Annotated in this window: 16 protein-coding genes; 12 read left to right on the top strand and 4 right to left on the bottom strand. The window is 71.4% G+C overall.

Features of this window, described 5'->3' with window-relative positions; all coding sequences use genetic code 11:
• Window positions 1-121: 121 nt before the first annotated feature.
• Entirely contained in the window at window positions 122-1,135 is a 1,014-nt protein-coding gene (locus ACYVOO_RS31700; RefSeq protein WP_461019162.1) for a DMT family transporter, read from the top strand.
• A gap of 511 nt (window positions 1,136-1,646) precedes the next feature.
• On the opposite strand, the gene ACYVOO_RS31695 is transcribed toward ACYVOO_RS31700, so the two are convergent.
• Entirely contained in the window at window positions 1,647-3,032 is a 1,386-nt protein-coding gene (locus tag ACYVOO_RS31695; RefSeq protein ID WP_461019463.1) for an MFS transporter, read from the bottom strand.
• 200 nt (window positions 3,033-3,232) lie between these two features.
• Between ACYVOO_RS31695 and ACYVOO_RS31690 the strand changes: the two genes are divergently transcribed.
• Together ACYVOO_RS31690 and ACYVOO_RS31685 are read left to right on the top strand one after the other, a co-directional pair.
• Window positions 3,233-4,456 (top strand): CaiB/BaiF CoA transferase family protein, encoded by a 1,224-nt coding sequence (locus ACYVOO_RS31690; RefSeq protein WP_461019161.1) that lies wholly within the window; start codon window positions 3,233-3,235, stop codon window positions 4,454-4,456.
• Window positions 4,453-5,319 carry a citryl-CoA lyase gene (locus tag ACYVOO_RS31685; protein WP_461019160.1) on the top strand — a complete coding sequence of 289 codons (867 nt, stop codon included), beginning with the start codon at window positions 4,453-4,455 and terminating at the stop codon, window positions 5,317-5,319. The genes ACYVOO_RS31690 and ACYVOO_RS31685 overlap by 4 nt, the downstream gene beginning before the upstream one ends.
• A 69-nt stretch (window positions 5,320-5,388) precedes the next feature.
• Here the strand turns inward: ACYVOO_RS31685 and ACYVOO_RS31680 are convergent, their stop codons facing one another.
• Together ACYVOO_RS31680 and ACYVOO_RS31675 are read right to left on the bottom strand one after the other, a co-directional pair.
• Window positions 5,389-6,108 carry an IclR family transcriptional regulator gene (locus ACYVOO_RS31680; protein ID WP_461019159.1) on the bottom strand — a complete coding sequence of 240 codons (720 nt, stop codon included), beginning with the start codon at window positions 6,106-6,108 and terminating at the stop codon, window positions 5,389-5,391.
• A gap of 349 nt (window positions 6,109-6,457) precedes the next feature.
• Window positions 6,458-7,873 carry an amino acid permease gene (locus tag ACYVOO_RS31675; protein WP_461019158.1) on the bottom strand — a complete coding sequence of 472 codons (1,416 nt, stop codon included), beginning with the start codon at window positions 7,871-7,873 and terminating at the stop codon, window positions 6,458-6,460.
• Between the two features lie 274 nt (window positions 7,874-8,147).
• Between ACYVOO_RS31675 and ACYVOO_RS31670 the strand changes: the two genes are divergently transcribed.
• The 6 genes from ACYVOO_RS31670 to ACYVOO_RS31645 all read left to right on the top strand — a co-directional run bounded on the left by ACYVOO_RS31670 (window position 8,148) and on the right by ACYVOO_RS31645 (window position 15,144).
• Window positions 8,148-8,420: an SGM_3592 family protein gene (locus tag ACYVOO_RS31670; protein ID WP_453347635.1), complete on the top strand. Its 273-nt coding sequence runs from the start codon at window positions 8,148-8,150 to the stop codon at window positions 8,418-8,420.
• A 202-nt stretch (window positions 8,421-8,622) separates the two neighbouring features.
• Window positions 8,623-9,438, top strand: a complete 816-nt coding sequence (locus tag ACYVOO_RS31665; protein WP_461019157.1) for a basic amino acid ABC transporter substrate-binding protein — start codon at window positions 8,623-8,625, stop codon at window positions 9,436-9,438.
• Window positions 9,435-10,250: an amino acid ABC transporter permease gene (locus ACYVOO_RS31660; RefSeq protein ID WP_461019156.1), complete on the top strand. Its 816-nt coding sequence runs from the start codon at window positions 9,435-9,437 to the stop codon at window positions 10,248-10,250. The genes ACYVOO_RS31665 and ACYVOO_RS31660 overlap by 4 nt, the downstream gene beginning before the upstream one ends.
• A 214-nt stretch (window positions 10,251-10,464) precedes the next feature.
• Window positions 10,465-11,313, top strand: a complete 849-nt coding sequence (locus tag ACYVOO_RS31655) for an amino acid ABC transporter ATP-binding protein (RefSeq protein WP_461019462.1) — start codon at window positions 10,465-10,467, stop codon at window positions 11,311-11,313.
• Between the two features lie 422 nt (window positions 11,314-11,735).
• The gene (locus ACYVOO_RS31650) at window positions 11,736-12,893 is read left to right on the top strand and encodes a sigma-70 family RNA polymerase sigma factor (RefSeq protein ID WP_461019155.1); all 1,158 of its coding nucleotides are present in this window, start codon (window positions 11,736-11,738) and stop codon (window positions 12,891-12,893) included.
• Between the two features lie 100 nt (window positions 12,894-12,993).
• Window positions 12,994-15,144 (top strand): pectinesterase family protein, encoded by a 2,151-nt coding sequence (locus tag ACYVOO_RS31645; protein WP_461019154.1) that lies wholly within the window; start codon window positions 12,994-12,996, stop codon window positions 15,142-15,144.
• A 110-nt stretch (window positions 15,145-15,254) separates the two neighbouring features.
• On the opposite strand, the gene xylA is transcribed toward ACYVOO_RS31645, so the two are convergent.
• Window positions 15,255-16,421 carry a xylose isomerase gene (xylA, locus tag ACYVOO_RS31640; RefSeq protein ID WP_461019153.1) on the bottom strand — a complete coding sequence of 389 codons (1,167 nt, stop codon included), beginning with the start codon at window positions 16,419-16,421 and terminating at the stop codon, window positions 15,255-15,257.
• Between the two features lie 112 nt (window positions 16,422-16,533).
• Between xylA and xylB the strand changes: the two genes are divergently transcribed.
• From xylB to ACYVOO_RS31625, 3 genes are all read left to right on the top strand, one after another.
• The gene (gene xylB, locus ACYVOO_RS31635; protein ID WP_461019152.1) at window positions 16,534-17,961 is read left to right on the top strand and encodes a xylulokinase; all 1,428 of its coding nucleotides are present in this window, start codon (window positions 16,534-16,536) and stop codon (window positions 17,959-17,961) included.
• Window positions 17,962-18,238: 277 nt separating this feature from the next.
• Window positions 18,239-19,525 carry an ROK family transcriptional regulator gene (locus ACYVOO_RS31630; RefSeq protein ID WP_461019151.1) on the top strand — a complete coding sequence of 429 codons (1,287 nt, stop codon included), beginning with the start codon at window positions 18,239-18,241 and terminating at the stop codon, window positions 19,523-19,525.
• Between the two features lie 183 nt (window positions 19,526-19,708).
• On the top strand, window positions 19,709-20,365 hold the full coding sequence (locus ACYVOO_RS31625; protein ID WP_461019150.1) for an N-acetylmuramoyl-L-alanine amidase: 657 nt from the start codon (window positions 19,709-19,711) through the stop codon (window positions 20,363-20,365).
• Window positions 20,366-20,441 lie beyond the last annotated feature (76 nt).

Genomic DNA, 20,441 nt, shown 5'->3' with positions numbered 1-20,441 from the left:
AGCCCGAGGCCGCCGCGGTCCTCCGTGACCCGCGCCGCCGCCCGGCTGCCGATCACTGCTGCGCCCATCCGTGACCCCTTGCTCGACTCGCTCGACCTCAACGGATCAGGACGCGTCTCCCATGTCTTCTCGTTCTTCCTCCTCGCGTGCCGCCATGCGCTCCCGCGCCGCCGTGCCCGCGCACACCGGCCTCCCCGTCGGCACCGCTCCCGCAGACGGACCCTCGCCCTCCGGCTCTCCCGCCCCCTCCAGGGCACCTCGCGCGGCCTCCGGGCCGCTGCTGGTGCTGGCCGCGGCGGCGCTGTGGGGCACGACGGGCACCGCCGCCAGCTTCGCGCCCTCCGGCGCCTCGTCGCTCTCCATCGGCGCCGCCACCATGGGCGTGGGCGGGCTGCTCACCCTCCTCATCGCCGGGCGCTCGGCGCTGGGGGTGCTGCGGGGCGGGCGCGCGACGCTGCTGTCCGCGCTGGTCGGGGGCCTGGCGGTGGCCGTGTACCCGCTGGTCTTCTACACCTCCATGGCCTGGGCGGGAGTCGCCACGGGCACCGTCATCACCATCGGCAGCGCGCCCGTCTTCGCCGCCCTGCTGGAACGCGTACTGGACGGCACCCGGCTCACCGCGCGCTGGACGACCGCGACGGTGGCCGCTGCGGCGGGCTGCTGCGCGCTGGCGCTGACCGGGCACGGCGGCGCGGCGGCGGGCGGGAACGTGCCCGGAGGGGTGGCGCTGGGGCTCCTCGCGGGGGCCTCGTACGCCGTCTACACGTACTGCGGAGCGGGCGTCATCCGCGCGGGCCACTCCTCGCGGGCCTCGATGGGCGCCCTCTTCGGGCTCGGCGCCCTGGTGCTGCTGCCGGTCTTCGCGGCGACGGGGGGCCCGCTGCTGGGCGAGGGACGGGGCATCGCCGTCGCGGCCTATCTGGCCGTGGTGCCGATGTGTGTCGCGTACGTCCTCTTCGGCGCCGGGCTCGCCCGCGTCAGCGCCAGCCAGGCGACGACGCTCAGCCTCTTCGAGCCCGTGGTGGCCGCGGTCCTGGGCGTCGCGGTGGTCGGCGAACGCCTCGGCGCCTGGGCGTGGGCGGGCGTAGCGCTGGTCCTCCTGGGCCTGCTGATCCTCACGGCCCGCCGGTCCTGACACCCGGGGCCCGCCGGACCTGGCGCCCGACTGGCACGTGACGCCCGGCGCCCTACGGCGCGGCCCCGCCCCGCCCCCTCGCGCGAAAGCGGAGGGGGCGGGGCCGTTCTCGTACGCGGGAGGGGGATCAGTAGCCGTGTGCCGAGACGTAGACGGTGTGGGCGTGCTTCACGGCTTTGAGGACGACCTGAACGGCCTGCCCCTTGCGGCCACCGTCTGGGGCGCCTGCGTCATCTGATGCGGGGCAGCAGCGAGCGCCTCTGCGGTGATGGGCCCGAGGGCCGTGGCACCACCGAGGACGCGAGCGCCGCGATCTTCCCAATGTGTGCACGAGAGCTCATTGTGGATTCGCCCTTCCCGGGTTCGCACGGCTCCTAGCGTGCTCAGCGTCGGTGTTGGCGCGGCCGGAACGGGGCGGGAGGGATGGGGCGTAGCGAGCGTCCGGTCGATGCCGGGGCCGACGGGGGACAGAGATGAATGTGCCGTGTCGCCTCTCCGGGGTTCCAAGCCGTCAGAGTGTCCTCACTTCGGTCCTCGGGGCCTCCGTGACGGTTTCCGGTTGTTCCGGTTGTGTTGCCTCGGGGTTCTCGACGTAGCGCGTCTCCTTGGCCAGCGCCACGGAGCCCGCGGTCAGGAGGCTCATCAGGGCCATGAAGACGACGACTCCGATGACGTGGTGGTCGAACCAGACGAGCAGCGAGGTGGCGAGCATCGGTGCGAGTCCGCCGGTCAGGACGGTGCCGATGTTGTTCGCGACGCCGACGGCGCTGAAGCGGACCTTCGTGTCGAAGAGTTCGGCGAAGAACGCGGGCTGGGAGCCGAGGATCGCGGACTGTCCGACGCCCAGCGTGACCAGGAGCGCCAGCCAGATCGCCCAGGTCTGCCCGCTGTCGAGGAGTTGGAAAAACGGCCAGGACGAGGCGAGCAGGACCAGGGCACCGCCGATGGACACCGGCCGCCGCCCCACCTTGTCGGAGAGCGCGCCCAGGGCAGGTACGGTCACGAGTTTGAGAGCGGCGACGATCGAGATGCCGCTGAGGATGGACGCGGTCGCGATCCCGCGGTCCTCGGCGTAGGTGACGGAGAACGTGCCGAAGATGTAGAAGCCTGCGTTCTCGGCCGCTCCGGCGCAGATCACGATGAGCATCTGCCTCGGATAGCGACGCCATGCCTCGACGAACCGGGACTCGGCGAGGCGCTGGCGGAGGGGGCGGTGCGCCTGCGGCTCACCGGCTCCGTCCTCCTGGAAGGCGGCTGTCTCTTCGAGGGACCTGCGGATCCAGAGCCCGAAGAAGGTCAGGATGCCGCTGAGGAGGAAGGGCAGGCGCCAGCCCCATGAGAGCAGGTCTTCTTCCGACAGGAGCGCGGTGACGAGGGCGAAGGAGCCGGTGGACAGGAGCGTGCCGGTGCCGGTGCCGATGGCGGGCAGTGAGGAGAGCAGACCTCGCCATTTCGGGGGTGCGTTCTCGAAGAGGATGATCAGCGCGCCGGTCTTCTCGCCGCCCGCGGCGAATCCCTGGAGGAAGCGCAGGAGGGTCAGCAGGACCGGTGCCGCGACACCGATCTGCGCGTAGGTGGGCAGCAGGCCGATGGCCGTGGTGGCGATGCCCATCAGGAGCAGGGTGGCGACGAGGACATGTTTGCGTCCCTTGGTGTCGCCGCGTTCGCCGAAGTAGGCGCCGCCGATGGGCCGGGCGAGGAAGCCGATGGCGAAGGTGCCGAAGGCGAGGAGCGTACCGACGAGTGGGTCGCTGTCCGGGAAGTACGCCTTGTTGAACACCAGGGCGGCGGCTGTTCCGTACAGGGCGAAGTCGTACCACTCGATAGTGGTGCCGAAGACCGCGGCTATCGCCACCTTCGGCTGGAACAGGGGCCGGTTCCCCGGCGGGCTCTCCATGGATGTCACGGGGACTCCTTCGTCACCTCAAGTCGTACCGCCTAGTGGCACACTTGTGTCGTACTGTGGTTCGGTGATGTTATGGACAGGCATTGCCCCTGACAAGGGGTTGCCACGAAGCCCTTCTTCTCCGCTTGCCCCGACCCCTTGCTCACGGCAGGGCGGCTCGCGGTTCCGCTTCGCACCGGAGGTGCACACCGTTGAGTACGAATGCCGAGACTCCGCCGCCCCTTCTCGATGGCGTCCGGGTCCTGGACCTGACGAACGTGCTGGCCGGTCCGTTCGCCGGTTACCAGTTGGCACTCCAGGGCGCCGACGTCCTGAAGGTCGAGATGCCCCGGTCCGGCGACCTGGCCCGGCAGTTGGGGGCCGACCGGAAGCTGAGCGAGAACCTGCTCGGCGCCTCCTTCCTCGCCCAGAACGCAGGCAAGCGCTCATTGACCCTTGACCTCAAGGACGAAGAAGGGCGCGCGACCCTGCTGCGCGCCGTCCAGGAGTACGACGTCCTCATCGAGAACTTCCGGCCAGGCGTGATGGACCGGCTCGGTATCGGATGGGAGACCCTGCGCCAGCACAATCCCCGACTCGTGTACTGCGCCATATCCGGCTTCGGCCAGACCGGCCCCATGCGCACCCGTCCGGCCTACGACCAGATCGTGCAGGGCCTGTCCGGCATGATGAGCGTGACCGGGACTCCCGGTTCCACGCCGCTGCGCGCGGGTTTCCCCGTGGCCGACACCCTGGGCGGCACATCAGCCGCCTACGCCGTCGCCGCCGCCCTTCTGCGCCGTGAACGCACAGGCAAGGGTGCCTTCCTCGACGTCTCCATGCTGGAGGCCGCGCTCACCGCGATGGGCTGGGTGACCTCCAACTACCTGGTCACCGGGCGGGAACCACAGCCAATGGGCAACGAGAACTTCACCGCCGCCCCCTCCGGCACCTTCGCCACCGGCGACGGACACCTCAACATCGCCGCGAACCGACAGCAGCAGTTCGCCACCCTGTGCCGTCTCATCGGCCGCGAAGAACTCGTCGAGGACGAGCGGTTCCGTCACCCGGCCGACCGCAAGGCACACCGGGAGGAGCTGCGTACCGAAGTCGAGAAGGGGCTCTCCCGGCGCAGCGCCGAAGAATGGGAGCACATCCTCTCCGACGCCGGCGTGCCCGCCGGTCGCGTCCTGTCCGTGCCCGGAGCGCTGAGTTTGGAGCAGATCGCCGAACGGGACTTCGTACGGGCGCTGCCCTATCCGGACGGCCGTGACGGCGAGTTGCGGGTGCTGGGAAGCCCCTTCCGGGTGGACGGCGAGGCCGTCGGCGCCACGGTACCGCCCCCGATCCTGGGCGAGCACACCGAGCAGGTACTGGCCGAACTCGGCTACGGAACCGAGGAGATCGACCGCTTGAAGCAGCGAGGTGCGGTATGACCACGACGCCTGAGACCGAGCAGGACATGATGCCCGTGCGGGAGGCGACGGACTGGTGGTCCACCGGCATCAGCCGCATCCGGCCCGGTGAGATCCTGCTGCGCGGCTATCCAGTGGAACAGCTCATCGGCGAGATGTCCTTCACCGGGATGATCTGGCTGATGATCCGTGGCGAGCTGCCCACGCGCGCACAGGAACGACTGCTGGAGGCCGCCCTCGTCGCCGCCGTCGACCATGGCCCGCAGGCCCCGTCCATCGCCGCCGCACGCATGGCGGCCACCTGCGGCATCGGTCTCAACAGCGCGGTCGCCACCGGCGTGAACCTTCTCGGCGACGTCCACGGCGGCGCGGGCCAGCAGTGCATGGAAGTGCTCGGCCAACTGGACGAGGAGGCATCCGCGGCCGGGGGTGACATCGACGAGGCCGCGGCCCGGCTCGTCGCCGAGTACCGCGCGGCCAAGCTGCGCGTCCCCGGCTTCGGCCACCGCTTCCATCCTCGTGATCCACGCCGCGACCCGCTGCTCGACCTCGTGGGCAAGGCGGTGGAGAACGGGGAAGTGCCGGGCAGGGCACTTCGCGCGGGCATCGCCCTGGAACGCGCACTGTCCGAGAGGCGCGGCAGGCCCGTGCCGATGAACATCGACGGCGCCACGGCCATCGTCTACAGCGAACTCGGCTTCCCGCCCGAGCTGGGGCGCGGACTGTTCGTCCTCTCTCGCAGCGTCGGCATCGTCTCCCACGCCTGGGAGGAGAGGTTCGGCGGCACCCGCATCAAGGGCCCCCTGCCGCGCCCGCTGCTCGCCTCCTACGACGGCCACGCACCGCGCGAGTTCACACCGAAAGAGCCGGAAGAGCGCGCGTGACCGGGATCGGACGACAGAGATGACGGAGGCCGCCCCGCGCACACGTGAGGCGGCCTCCCCCGTATGCGGTCAGCTGCCGGCCGAGAGGAACCTAAGCTCCGTCAGCTCTCGGGCGGCCTTCGTCAGTACGGGCAGGAACGCCTCGATGTGCTCAGCGGTGAAGCGGCTGCTGGGTCCGCCCAGGGACACCGCGGCGGCGACCCGTCCCTGGTCATCGGTGACGCGGGCGGCGACAGCGGCCACGCTCCGCTCCCGTTCGCCGTCGCTGGCCGCCCAGCCCCGCTCGGCGGCCAAGCGCGCCCGCTCGGCCAGCACCTCCGGGTCCTGACCGGCCCCCTTCGCCACCCGGCGCAGGAACGCGTCAGTGCAGCCGGACAGCAGCACATGGCCGGACGCACCCGCCCACAGCGGCATCTCTTCACCGATCCGCACCACATGCCGCAGTTGCTGGGTGCCTTCGTGCTGCGCCACGCACACCCGGGACGTCCCCTGCCGGACGTAGATCCGGGAGGACTCCCCGCCCGACTCCACCGACAGCACCCGCAGGCACTCCACCGCCTCCAGCGGCAGGCGCCACGCCTCCTGCGCCAGCGCCGCCCAGCGCAGCAGACCCGCCCCGGGCGTCAACCGCCCATCGCTTTGGACCCACAGCAGGCCACGCTCCTCCAGCGTGGCCACAAGGCGCACCACGGTGGACTTGGCGAGTCCGGAGGCATCCACCAGTTCACGCACACTGCGCGTACGGTGAGACTCGTCGAACAGGGCCAGGAGATCCAGGGCGCGCAGCACGCTCCGGACTCCTCCCCCGCTCTCGCTCGCTGCCCTTTCCATCCCCACCCCTCCAGGCGGCTGCCGCGCCCCGAGCCGCCTCGCCGCCGATGAACCATTCAACGGTCCGACAGTACCAACAGGCGGCACCACGCCGCGCTGAGTGCTCGGCCCGCCCCGCGAGCTGCCGGGCATTGCGCCTGGCCAGGCGGTCGTCGGACCTCCCCTCAGCGTCTCCAACGGCGCCTCCGGGCCCGGCGACACCCCCAGGTCATCCCTTCGACAGGGGGGACAGTCATGCCGGGCCCGGAGGCCGACGGTCCCATCACGGAACCGGGCAGAAGACAGCGGGGGACGTCCCCCGCGAGAGTTACACGCGGCGGCGCTGGCGCTGGCGCCAGACGCCCAGGGCGAGGACCAGCGCGCCGACGACCACGGACATGATCATCTGCTGGCGTCCCTCGGCGTCGTAGAACATGTAGCCGATCACGAAGAGGATCAGCGCGATGGTCGCGTACGTGAGGTACGGGTACAGCCACATGCGCACCGTGTGCCTCTCCGGCATGTCCCGCTCGATGATGCGCCGCATCCGCAGCTGCGAGAAGCAGATGACCAGCCACACGAAGAGGGCCACCGCGCCGGAGGAGTTCAGCAGGAACTCGAAGACCGTTTCGGGCGAGGTGTAGTTGAAGATCACGGCGACGAAGCCAAAGGCGACCGAGGACCAGATGGCGGCGGCCGGCACGCCCCGCTTGTCGGTCTGTCCGAACGCCTTGGGCGCGTCGGAGCGCTGCCCCAGGGAGAAGGCCATGCGGGAGGCCGTGTAGAGACCGGAGTTGAGGCAGGAGAGCACGGCCGTCACCACGATGACGTCCATGATCGTCCCGGCGTGCGGGATGCCGATCTCGTTCAGCGAGGCGACGTAGGGGCCTTCCTTCAGGAGGGCGTCGGAGTTCCACGGGAGCAGCGCCACCGCGAGGCCGATCGAGCCCAGGTAGAAGATGCCGATGCGCCAGATGACGCTGTTGGTGGCGCGGCGCACCATCTTCGACGGCTCGGCGGACTCACCCGCGGCCAGCGTGACGATCTCGCTGCCCATGAAGGAGAAGACCACCAGGAGCATCCCGGAGAGGATCGCGCCGGGCCCGTTGGGCAGGAAGCCGCCCTGTCCGGTCAGGTTCTCCGTACCGACCGCGTCCGTCCCGGGGAGCACCCCGAACACGGCGAGGCCCGCGATCACGATGAACGCCACGATCGCGACGACCTTGATCCCCGCGAACCAGAACTCGAACTCCCCGTAGGAGCCGACGGAGGCGAGGTTGGTCGCGGTCAGGACGATCATCACCAGCAGTGCCCACGCCCACTGGGGCACGGCGGGCACCCAGCCGGTGAGGATGGTGGCCGCCGCTGTCGCCTCTACGGCGAGCACGACGACCCAGAAGAACCAGTACAGCCATCCGATGGTGAAGCCCGCCCACCGCCCCAGGGCGCGGTCGGCGTAGGTCGAGAAGGAGCCGGAGGAGGGGTCGGCCGCGGCCATCTCACCGAGCATGCGCATCACGAGGACGACGAGCAGCCCCGCCAGCGCGTAGGAGATGAGGATGGCGGGTCCGGCCTTGGCGATGCCCGCGCCGGAGCCGACGAAGAGTCCCGCACCGATGACGCCGCCGATCGCGATCATCGAAAGGTGGCGGTTCTTCAGTCCGGCCTTGAGCGAGTCGCCCGGGGGTGTTCCGGGGTCACCGGATGCCGCTGCCTCGGAGGCGCTCGGCGTTTGCAGGCCCATGCGTAGTCCTTTGAATCCCAGGTTTTAGCCCTGCACTGAGCCCGGATCGAAGATCCCAGATGAATTTCGAGCAGGGACCGCTTGCGTCAGTGGGCCACTACAACCCTGTTCCCAACGTGAGGTCAATGTGATCTGTCTCATAGGTTGCGTTCCATCCAACGAGACAGAAGTGAGGGCCACGGAACAACGGCCGGCCCCGGGACGTTGCCCTTTTACCAAGCCTTGACCGACGATCCGGTGAGGGGACCCGTCGGGCAGTGGACGGAGGCAGCTCATGGGCAGCGAGGCGAACGGTCACGGAACGGAGCGTGGCGGCGAGGGCTCCGGTGACCGCGAGGAGCGCTGGGACGATCTCGTCCTCGACGAGGACTTCATCCGGAGCGCGGAGGTGAACGAACCGGCGGCCCGCACCCGCATGCTCCGTGAGCGCTGGCGGGACCGGCCTCCGGAGCCGCAGCCGTGGCGCGCGGACGAACCCCCAGCGGGCTGGTTCTTCAGCAAGGGCCGCCGCCGCGCCCGTAAGCGCCGCAGGGGCAAAAACGGCTGAGGAATCCGGGCCCGCGGGCACGCGTACGACGGGCCTTTCGTAGCAGGGCCGGGTCCCCGGGGCGCGGGGCCCGGCCCGTTACGTGGTCGCAACCTCCGCGGCGGCGACAGGCAACGTGACCGGTGGCAGGATGCAACGGCACTTGCCCGTCTGTTCGAAACCACCCGTTCGCGCGGGTCACCGACACATCCCCGGAGGCGCTGTGTCCCCATGGTCTTCTCGTAAGTCCCTTCCGCGGACTCTCACCGTCACCGCGTGCGCGACGCTGCTCGCGGCGCTCACCTCCGCCTGCTCCAGCACGGAGACCACGGGCAAGGGCGGCAACGAGGTGGAGCTGGTCTCGGCGGGGCAGCTCAAGACCTGTACGCACCTTCCGTACGAACCCTTCCAGTTCCGGGAGGGCAAGAAGGTCGTCGGCTTCGACGTGGACCTCGTGGACCTCGTGGCCAAGGACCTGGGAGTCAAGCAGGAGATCGTCGACACGCCCTTCGAGGGCATCCAGTCCGGCGAGGACCTCAACGCGAACAAGTGCGATCTGGCCGCCGCGGGCATGACCATCACGGATGTGCGCGAGAAGAACGTCGACTTCTCAGCGCCGTACTTCGAGGCGACGCAGGCCCTCATCACCAAGAAGGGCGCGGACTACAAGTCCCTCGCCGGTCTCAAGGGCAAGAAGCTGGGCGTCCAGGAGTCCACGACGGGCGCCGAGTACGCGAAGAAGAACGCCAAGGGCGTCGAGCAGGTCACCTTCGAGGACGTCGGGCTGCTGCTCACCGCCGTGCAGACGGGCCAGGTGGACGCCGCCATCAACGACAACGGCGTCCTCTACGACTACGCCAGGAAGAACAAGGACACCGAGGTCACCGCCGAGTTCGACACCGGCGAGCAGTACGGCATCGCCGTCCGCACGGGCAACGACGCGCTGCGCAAGCAGATCGACGAGACGGTCAAGGACGCCAAGGCGGACGGCCGTTACGACAAGATCTACAAGAAGTGGTTCGGTGAGGAGCCGAAGTGACCGCTTCCCCCGCCCGTAGCCGCACCCGCTCCCTCTCCCGCCGCCAGCGGGCCCGCGCGATCCGCGGCACGCAGTACGGGGTGCTGGTCCTGGGGCTCCTCGTCGTCGCGCTGGCGGCCGACTGGGGCGAACTGCGCCGCGCCTTCTTCGACATCGAGGTCGCCAGGGCGCAGTTCCCCGACGTGATCACGACGGCGCTGGTCAACACCGTCGTCTACACCGTGCTCGGCTTCGGCTTCGGCCTGGTCCTCGGGCTGCTGCTGGCCCTGATGCGGCTGTCGAAGGTGCCGCCGTACCGCTGGCTGGCCGTCGGGTACATCGAGTTCTTCCGCGGTGTGCCCGCGCTGCTGGTCTTCATCGCTCTGGGCTTCGGCGTTCCGCTCGCCTTCCAGGTCTCGATCAACCAGTACGTGACGGTGATGCTCGCACTCGGCCTCGTCGGCGCCGCCTACATGGCGGAGACGATCCGCGCGGGCATCCAGGCGGTCCCCAAGGGGCAGACGGAGGCGGCCCGTTCGCTGGGCATGTCGCAGTCGCGGGCCATGTTCTCGATCATCATCCCGCAGGCGTTCCGCATCGTGCTGCCCCCGCTGGCGAACGAGCTGATCCTGCTCACCAAGGACTCCTCCCTCGTCTATCTGCTGGGACTGTCCATGGGGCAGTACGAACTGGCCAAGTTCGGCCGCGACGCGCTCAACCAGCACCGCAGCCTGACCCCGATCCTCATCGCCGGGCTCTTCTATCTGGCCATCACCCTCCCGCTCGGCCACCTGGTGCGGCGCCTGGAGACCCGTACCGCGAGAGCCAGGTGAGCGTGCGGGAGCGTGCGGCGGGCCGGGCGGGACGAACGAGGCGGCAGCGGAAGGACGGCGTGAGGCGCGAGTGAGCGTGAGCGAGGCGAACGTGGGGGGACGTGAGGCGGGCGTGGACGCGACAGGCGGGACCGGCCCAGCGGGCGCGGCGGGTACGTCGGGCACAGCGAGTGCGACGGGCACGACGGGCGCCGAGACGGACGGCGCGGCGGCCATCGAGATCACCGGGCTGCACAAGTCCTTCGGTGACCTCGAGGTCCTGCGCGGCATCGACCTGTCGGTGTCCCCCGGAGAAGTGGTCTGCGTCATCGGCCCCTCCGGGTCGGGGAAGTCCACGCTGCTGCGCTGTGTGAACCTGCTGGAGGAGCCGACGTCGGGAACGGTGACCGTGGCGGGCGCCGAGGTGACCGATCCGGACGTGGACATCGACAGGGTGCGGCGCAGGATCGGGATGGTCTTCCAGTCCTTCAACCTGTTCCCGCACCTGACCGCGCTCGGCAACCTCACCATCGCGCAGCGGCGCGTCCTCGGCCGCGGCAAGGCCGAGGCCGAGGAGACGGCCCGCCACAACCTGCGCCGCGTCGGGCTCACCGACAAGGAGAGCGCCTACCCCGCGCAGCTCTCGGGCGGCCAGCAGCAGCGCGTCGCCATCGCGCGCGCCCTGTCCATGGACCCGCGGCTGATGCTCTTCGACGAGCCGACCTCGGCGCTCGACCCCGAGCTGGTCGGGGACGTGCTCGCGGTGATGCGGACGCTGGCGGACGAGGGCATGACGATGCTCGTCGTCACGCACGAGATGAGCTTCGCGCGGGAGGTCGCCGACCGCGTGGTGTTCATGGACGGCGGGGTGATCGTCGAGGAGGGGGCGCCCGAGCAGGTCGTGGTCGAGCCCCGGCACGCGCGCACCCGCGCCTTCCTGGCCCGGGTGCTCGATCCCGCGGCGGCCGAGCTGCCCGCGGCGCGGGACGAGGAGTCCGGCACGGAGTCCGGTTCGGGGCCCGGCGCGCAAACCGCCGCGGAGACCGGCCCGGAGACCGGTCCGGAGACCGACGCACGTCCCTGAGCACGGCGGACTCCCCGCCCGGCTGCCCAGGCCGACGACACTCGGCGGTGCCGTGCGGCACGCGCACGCCCGCGCGCGCTTGACGGGCCGAGGAGCCCCGGAGAGAGCCGGGAAGCGCCGGACCGGGCGGGACGGAGAGGGACGCGGGGGAAAGAGCCCAAAACGGCACGCCCTTGCCGCCCGATAGGGGCACACTGGGCGGTGTCGGCACGGTCGGCCCCGCCGCCTGGCCGTCCGGCGCGAGTGCGGCCCCCGGGCCCCGCGTGTGCCTCACGTGTCTCTTGTCCATGCTCGTCCATGTTCGTGAGCGGGAGAAGACTCTCTTCACAGATTCGCACAAACGAGCGACACGGATGCCGCGCCCCTGGGAAACTCACTTCGAGCGGTGAGCGAGCGTTGAGACCGGCGAAAGGCGAACGACCATGGCAGACGGCCCGATCGGCGACCCCAGAGGGGCCATGAGCGAACCGGCGGGCGTGCCGGGCGGCAGCGGCGACAGTGGCGTGCCCGGCGGTGAGGGCGCCGGAAGCGATCTGCTCGACCGCGCACACCCGTACCGCCGCGAGCTGCTCGCGCACTGCTACCGCATGCTCGGCTCGGTGCACGACGCCGAGGACCTCGTCCAGGACACGTATCTGCGGGCCTGGCGCGCGGCGGACCGCTTCGAGGGCCGTTCCTCGCTGCGTACGTGGCTGTACCGCATCGCGACGAACGCCTGCCTGACCGCGATCGAGAGCCGTGGGCGCCGCCCGCTGCCCTCGGGCCTCGGCGCGCCCAGCGACGATCCCGAGCGCCCCGTCGTCGAGGCACCCGAGGTGCCCTGGCTGGAGCCGATCCCGGACGCGATGTTCGCGACGTCGCAGCCCACCGACCCCGCGTCGGTCGCCGTCTCCCGCTCCAGCATGCGGCTGGCGCTGGTGGCGGCGCTCCAGCATCTGCCCGCGCGTCAGCGCGCCGTGCTGCTGCTGCGCGACGTGCTCAAGTGGCGGGCTGCCGAGGTCGCCGAGCTGCTCGACACCACCACGGCGAGCGTCAACAGCGCGCTCCAGCGGGCGCGGGCCCAGCTCGAAGCGGCGGCGCCCGTCGAGGAGGAGCTGGCCGAGCCGACCGACCCGGACCAGCGCAAGCTGCTGGACCGGTACGCGGCGGCGTTCGAGCACTCCGATGTGAGCGCGATCGTGGAGCTGTTCAAGGAGGACGCGGTCTGGGAGATGCCCCCGTTCCCCGAGTGGTTCTACGGCGCGGAGAACATCGGCCGCCTCATCGGCACCCAGTGCCCGATCGGCCCCGGAGAGGGCCTCATGCTGCCCACGGCGGCGAACGGACAGCCCGCCTTCGCGCTCTACAGCCGCCACGAGGGCGGCGACTACCTCCCCTTCCAGGTGCATGTGCTCACGCTGGACGGCGACCGCGTGGAGCGGGTCGCGGCGTTCTTCGGGGACGCGCTGTTCCGCGTCTTCGGACTCCCGGAGTCCCTGCCAGCCGACACACCGCACGGCATGTACAGCGCGAACGGCGGAAACGGCGACGGCGGCACCGGCACCGGCACCGGCACCGGCTACAACAGCGGCAACGGCTGAGCGCGGCCGGGGCCGCGTGTCCGGGCGGCCCCGGCAACCTTCCCCGCGCGGGTGGCGACTGGGAAACGACAGTCGCCACCCAGGGAACGGACGTACCCCCATGAGCCGCACACCTCCCGACTCCCCCGGGCGCCCCACGCACCCCGGGGACCCCACTCCCGTAGGCACGCGGACGCGCCCCCTGCACCGGCGCCGCACCGGTCTGTTCGCCGCGGTGCCGCTCGCGCTGACGCTGGCGGGCGGCACGCTCCTCGGCCTCGGACCCGCCGTCGGCTGGCCCGCCGACTGGCCAGGCGGCGAAGGGCGGGCCGACGCCGCCACCGCCAACGCCACCGCGCCCAAGGCATGGGCCGAGGAGGCCGACGGCTTCGCCTCCGTCGACGCGCTCGGCCAGAACGGCACCTACGGCGGGCGGGACGGCAAGACGGTCACCGTCACCATGGAGGAGGCACTGAAGAAGTACGCGACCGCCGCCGAGCCGTACACGATCCGGGTGGCCGGAGCGATCAAGTACGCCGAGAAGGGCGAGGAGATCAAGGTCGCCTCGGACAAGACGATCGTGGGCGCCGGGAACTCCGGGGAGATCGTCGAAGGCGGCTTCTTCCTCGGCCAGGGCGTCCACAACGTGATCATCCGGAACCTCACCATCCGCGACACCTACGACGGCGACTGGGACGGCAAGGAGCACGACTGGGACGCCATCCAGATGGACGGCGCGCACCATGTGTGGATCGACCACAACGATCTGACACACATGGAGGACGGCCTCGTCGACAGCCGGAAGGACACCACGAACGTGACGGTGTCCTGGAACCGGTTCGAACAGCACAACAAGGCGTTCGGCATCGGCTGGACGGAGAACGTCACTGCCGACCTGACGATCCATCACAACTGGTTCCGCGAGACGCAGCAGCGCAACCCGTCCACGGACAACGTCGCCCATGCCCACCTCTACAACAACTACCTGCTGGACGAGCCGGACGGCGAGGTCGCCTCCGCTTACGGCAACTGGTCGCGCGGGCACACGAAGATGGTGCTGGAGAACAGCTACTTCGACGGTTTCCACGACCCGTACATGGCCGACGAGACCGCCGAACTCGTGCAGCGCGGCAGCATCACCAAGAACACGTCGGGCCGCACCGACACCCGCGGCGACGCCTTCGACCCGCACGACTTCTACGACTACACGCTCGACCCGGCCAAGGACGTCCCCGCGCTGCTGCGCGAGAGTTCGGGCCCGCGGCCCGACATCGGCGCCAAGAAGACGGGTGCCACGAAGGCGGGCGCCAAGGCGGCGGGCGAGATCACCGTGGCCAAGGACGGCAGCGGCGACCACACCACCGTGCAGGGCGCCGTGGACGCCGTGCCGGAGAACAACGGCTCCCCCGTCACCATCTCCGTCGCGCCCGGTGTCTACCGCGAGACGGTGAAGGTGCCGCGCACGAAGCCGCACATCCGCCTCCGGGGCACGGGCGGGGACAGGGACGACGTGACCGTCGTCTACGACAACGCCTCCGGGACGCCGAAGCCGGGCGGCGGCACGTACGGCACCAGCGGCAGCGCGACCGTCGCCGTCGAGGCCGACGACTTCCAGGCGCGCGACCTCACCATCGTGAACGACTTCGACGAGTCCAGAACGGACATCACGAACAAGCAGGCGGTCGCGCTGCGCACCAACGGCGACAAGATCGTCCTCGACGGCATCGCGGCGCTCGGCAACCAGGACACCCTCCTGCTCGACTCGGCGGCGAAGGGCACCGTCGGGCGGGTCTACATGACCGGGTCCCGTGTCGAGGGCGACGTGGACTTCGTCTTCGGGCGGGCCAGCGCCGTCCTCCACGACACGGACATCGTGCTGCTCGCCCGCGACAGCAACCCGGGCGGCTACGTCACCGCGCCCTCGACCGTGGCGGGGCAGCACGGAATGCTCATCACGAAGAGCCGGATCGGCGGAGCCGTGCCCGCCGACAGCTTCTACCTCGGCCGCCCCTGGCACGCGGGCGGTGACGCCGCGCTCGACCCGCAGACCGTGATCCGCGAGACCGAGCTGAGCGCGGCGGTGAAGGACGCGCCCTGGACGGACATGAGCGGCTTCCCCTGGGAGGAGGACCGCTTCGCCGAGTACCGCAACACGGGCCCCGGCGCCGCCACCGGCGGTTCCTCGGCCGACCGGCCGCAGCTCAGCGACAAGGAGGCCGCCTCGTACGAGGTCGCCGACTGGCTCGACGGCTGGACCCCCGCCGGCTCCTGAGGCCACACCCCGCGAGTCCACGGGGGGGGCCGCCGTCCCGTACGCGTACGGGACGGCGGCCCTCTCGCACGAGCCGTCTCACACGGCCCGGCTCACACGCCCAGCCCTGCTCACACGCCCAGCAGGTGGTCCATCGCGAGCTGGTCGAGCCGCTCGAAGGCCATGCCGCGCGCGGCGGCGGCCTCGACGTCGAAGTCCTCGAAGGCGGACCGGTCGGCGAGCAGCGCCGCCGGGGTCTCGCCCTCGTCGAGGGTGGTCAGCTCCAGCTCGTCGAGCCGCGAGGCGCGCAGCGCCTCCTGGACGGCGGGGTCGGCGCGGAAGGCGGCGGCGCGCTCGCGCAGGATCAGGTAGTTGCGCATGCAGCCGGCGGCCGAGGCCCACACGCCCTCGTAGTCCTCGGTGCGCGGCGGCTTGAAGTCGAAGTGCCGCGGCCCCTCGTACCCCGCGCGCTCCAGCAGGTCCACGGTCCAGAAGGCGGCACGCAGATCGCCGGCGCCGAAGCGCAGGTCCTGGTCGTACTTGATGCCGTTCTGGCCGTTGAGGTCCAGGTGGAAGAGCTTGCCCGACCACAGCGCCTGCGCGATGCCGTGCGGGAAGTTGAGCCCGGCCATCTGCTCGTGGCCGACCTCCGGGTTGACGCCGAACAGCTCCGGGCGCTCCAGGCGCTCGATGAAGGCCAGGGCGTGGCCCACGGTCGGCAGGAGGATGTCGCCGCGCGGCTCGTTGGGCTTGGGCTCGATGGCGAAGCGCAGCCCGTAGCCCTGCTCGGTGACGTACTCGGCGAGCAGGTCGAAGGCTTCCTTCATGCGGTCGAGCGCGGCCCGTACGTCCTTCGCGGCACCGGACTCGGCGCCCTCGCGTCCGCCCCAGGCGACATACGTCTCCGCGCCCAGCTCGGCCGCGAGGTCGATGTTGCGCATGGTCTTGCGCAGCGCGTAGCGGCGTACGTCGCGGTCGTTGGCTGTGAAGGCGCCGTCCTTGAAGACGGGGTGCGTGAAGAGGTTGGTGGTCGCCATGGGGACGCTCATGCCGGTGGCGTCCAGCGCCTGCCGGAAGCGCTTGACGTGCGCCTCCCGTTCGCCCTCCGGGGTCGTGAAGGGGATGAGGTCGTCGTCGTGGAAGGTGATCCCGTAGGCGCCCAGTTCGGACAGCCGCCGCACGGCATCGACCGGGTCGAGCGCCGTCCGGGTCGCGTCTCCGAAGGGGTCCCGTCCCAGCCAGCCCACGGTCCACAGACCGAAGCTGAACTTGTCCTGCGGCGTCGGCTCGTAGCTCATCTCGTCGCCCTTCTCCTAGCGCACGTCCTCGTGCGCACGGGTATTCGTCATGGCCGTTGACAAATTAGTATGCGCTCACGACCTGTAGCGAGGGAAGAGGGAGCCGCGAGGCATGTCCGCACCAGAAGGTCCACTCGTCATCGGCGTGGACAGTTCCACGCAATCCACCAAGGCACTCGTCGTGGACGCGGCGACCGGCCAGGTCGTCGCACGCGGCCAGGCCCCGCACCCCGTGACCTCGGGCTCCGGCCGCGAGACGGACCCCGAGAAGTGGTGGGAAGCGCTGGAGACGGCGCTCTCCCAGTGCGGGCGCGCGGCCCAGGAGGCCGCCGCCGTCTCCGTCGGCGGCCAGCAGCACGGCCTCGTCACCCTCGACGCCGACGGGCGGCCCGTGCGGCCCGCTCTGCTGTGGAACGACGTACGGTCGGCGCCGCAGCGCGACGCGCTCGTCGAGCGGCTGGGCGGGCCCGAGGCGTGGGCCGAGCGCGTGGGCAGTGTGCCCGCGACGTCCTTCACCGTCACCAAGTGGGCCTGGCTGCGCGAGCACGAGCCGGACGCCGCAGAGGCCACGCACGCCGTGCGGCTGCCCCACGACTATCTGACGGGGCAGCTCACCGGAGAGGGCACGACGGACCGGGGCGACGTCTCGGGCACGGGCTGGTGGGCCTCCTCCACGGAGGCGTACGACGAGGAGATCCTCGGACTCGTCGACCTCTCCCCCGCCCTGCTCCCGCGCGTCCTCGCCCCCGGAGAGGCCGCCGGAACGGTGCGCTCCGGGCTGCCGCTGCCCGCGGGAGCGCTGGTGGCCACGGGCACGGGCGACAACATGGCGGCGGCGCTCGGGCTCGGGCTGCGCGCGGGGCAGCCGGTGCTCAGCCTCGGCACCTCCGGCACCGTCTACGCGGCCTCACCGCACCGCCCCGCCGACCCGACCGGCACGGTCTCCGGCTTCGCCGACGCGCGCGGCGAGTGGCTGCCGCTGGCCTGCACCCTCAACTGCACGCTCGCCGTCGACCGGGTGGCCGCGCTGCTCGGACTCGACAGGGAGGCCGTCGAGGGCGGCGGCGAGGTCGCGATGCTGCCCTTCCTGGACGGCGAGCGCACGCCCAACCTGCCGTACGCCTCCGGGCTGTTGAACGGTCTGCGGCACGACACGACGGGCGGCCAGGTGCTCCAGGCCGCCTACGACGGCGCGGTCTTCGCGCTGCTGCGCGCGCTGGACGAGGTCCTGGACGAGGAGACCGACGCCGACGCGCCCCTGCTCCTGATCGGCGGCGGCGCGAAGGGCACCGCCTGGCGGGAGACGGTCCTGCGCCTGTCGGGGCGCCCCGTGCGGGTGCCGCGGGCCGAGGAACTGGTCGCGCTCGGCGCGGCGGCGCAGGCCGCCGGGCTGCTCCTGGGCGAGGACCCGGCGGCGGTGGCCCGGCGCTGGGGCACGGCCGACGGGCCCTCCTTCGACGCGGTGAAGCGGGACGACGCGGCGCTCGCGCGCATCGCCGACACCCTCTCGGGCGGGGATACGCTGCTGCGACGGCACTGACGTCCACACTGACGAGGGCGCCTGCCCGTGCGCCGGTGAGGGCGCGGGTGTCCGGGCCGGTCCGGGTGGACGGGCCCGGCGCTCGCGGTGTCCGCAGGAGCGGGGTGCGGCGGCGGTTGTGGTGGCGGGCGGCTGGTGGCGGGGGCCGTTCCGGTTCACGGTCGCGACGGCAATGCGCCGGTTCAGTCCGCACGTCAGCACTCCTCCACGTCCGCCCACGTTCACGCCTGTTCACGTCGTCGGCGCGTCGCCGCCGCACGAGGAGGAGTCGATTCCCATGGCAGCTCCGGCGCCCACGTCGCAGCGGGAGATGCGCAGGCGCAACCTGTCACGCGTGCTGTACGCGGTCGCCGAGGGCGGCCCGTCCTCCCGTGCCGCCGTCGCCGCGCACATCGGCCTGACCCGCGCGGCAGTCTCCACGCTCACCGACGAACTGCTGCGCGCCGGGCTGCTCGTCGAGCTGGGCCCCGGCCGTTCGGGCGGGGTCGGGCGGCCGGGCAGCGCGCTGGCCCTCACCGACAGCGGGCCCTGCGGGATCGGCGCGGAGATCGGGGTGGACCACCTCACGGTCTGCGCGGTCGATCTGCGGGGGCGGGTACGCGCCCGTACGAGCGAGGAGGCGGCCAACCGGGACAGCGATCCTTCGGCGGTGCTGGCTCGGCTCGGCGAGCTGACGCGACGGGTCACCGAGGACGCCGCAGCCGAGGGGCTGGCCCCCGCCGGGCTCGCGCTGGCGGTTCCCGGGCTCGTCACGCGCGGCACCTCGACCGTCGTCCGTGCCCCCAACCTCGGCTGGCAGGGCACGGACATCGCCGCCCACTTGGATCACCTGGACCACCTGGACGGGCCGGGCGGGCCGGGCGGGCCGGACGGATCGCTTCCGCTGACCGTCGACAACGAGGCCAACCTCGGAGCCCTGGCCGAGCTGTGGCTGGGGCGTGGCGAGGGGTCGGCACGCGACTTCATCCATGTCTCCGCCGAGGTCGGCATCGGCGCGGCCATCGTGCTCGACGGCGAACTCCTGCGCGGCACACGGGGCTTCGCCGGGGAGCTGGGCCATGTTCCGGTGCGCCCGGAGGGGCCCGCGTGCGCGTGCGGCGGGCGCGGCTGCCTGGAGCAGTACGCCGGTGAGGCGGCGCTGCTGCGGGCGGCGGGGATCACGGCGGAGGCCGGGGCGGGAGAGCGCGGCGGCACGGGCGGCGGGACGACGCGGGGTGACGCGCTGGCCGCGCTCGCCGCCAGGGCGGGGGACGGCGACACGGCGGCACTGGAGGCGCTGAGCGGCGCGGGCACGGCGCTGGGCATCGCCCTCGCGGGCGCCGTGAACCTGCTGGACCCGCGCGCCGTGGTGCTGGGCGGGGCGCTGGCGGGGCTGGCCCCCTGGCTCCTGCCGTCGCTGGAGAGCGAGTTGGAGCGGCGCACCGCCGTGCCGGACGGCGTGCCGGAGGTGTCGGTCTCGGCACTGGGTCCCGAGGGGCCGCTGCTGGGCGCGGCGCACTCGGTGGTACGGGCCGTGCTGGACGACCCCGGCGGGTATGTGCCGGTCCGGCGACGCGGCGCGTAGAGGCGACGGCACACGGGTCGGACCGGGCCTGACCAGGCCGGACGGTGCACCGGGGCCGGTCGCCGGTGGTGCGACCAATGGCAGTTCCGATCAGTGTTGTCAGCACGTGGCCGAGATGCGACTATCAACGCGCGTCAACTTGTCATGCACGTGCCCCCATTTCACCCCCCACTGGGAGACACGATGAGCCTCGCACGGCACAGCCGCATCTTCAGTCACTCCAGCAGTCACACCAGCCCCTCACGACGCACCCTGCTGCGTGGCGGACTCGCCTTCGGGGTGGCCGCCACAGGTACCGTTCTCGCCACCGGGTCCGCGCTCGCCACCGGCAGAGGCAACGGCGCACCGGCCGTCGCCGACGTCCCCGGCGCCGAGTGGATCCCGGCCAACAGCGCCAACTTCACGGCCGCCGACCGCCCCACGGAGTACCCGGTCGAGTTCGTCGTCATCCACGTGACCCAGGGCAGCTACGCGGGAACCGTCCAGCACTTCCAGAACGCGTCCGCGCAGGTCTCCGCGCACTACGTGGTGCGCTCTGAAGACGGGCACGTGGCCCAGATGGTCCACGACAAGGACGTCGCCTGGCACGCGGGCAACTGGGACTACAACACCCGCAGCATCGGCATCGAGCACGAGGGCTTCATAGACGACGCGGCGTGGTTCACGGACGCGATGTACCGCTCCTCCGCCGCCGTCACCGCGGCCGTCTGCGACGCCTACGGCATCCCCAAGAACCGCGAGCGCATCATCGCGCACAGCGAGGTCCCCGGCGCGGACCACACGGACCCCGGCCCCCACTGGGACTGGGACCGCTACATCGGTCTCGTCAACGGCGGCTAGGTCGTTTCTGATGGCTCTTGCTGGGGTGGGTGGATCAATGCTGGGGATGGGCAGGCGCGTCGTATGGTGCGGCGAC

The sequence above is a fragment of the Streptomyces daliensis genome, assembly GCF_054782395.1.
This window is presented reverse-complemented; position numbering and strand designations above follow the sequence as displayed.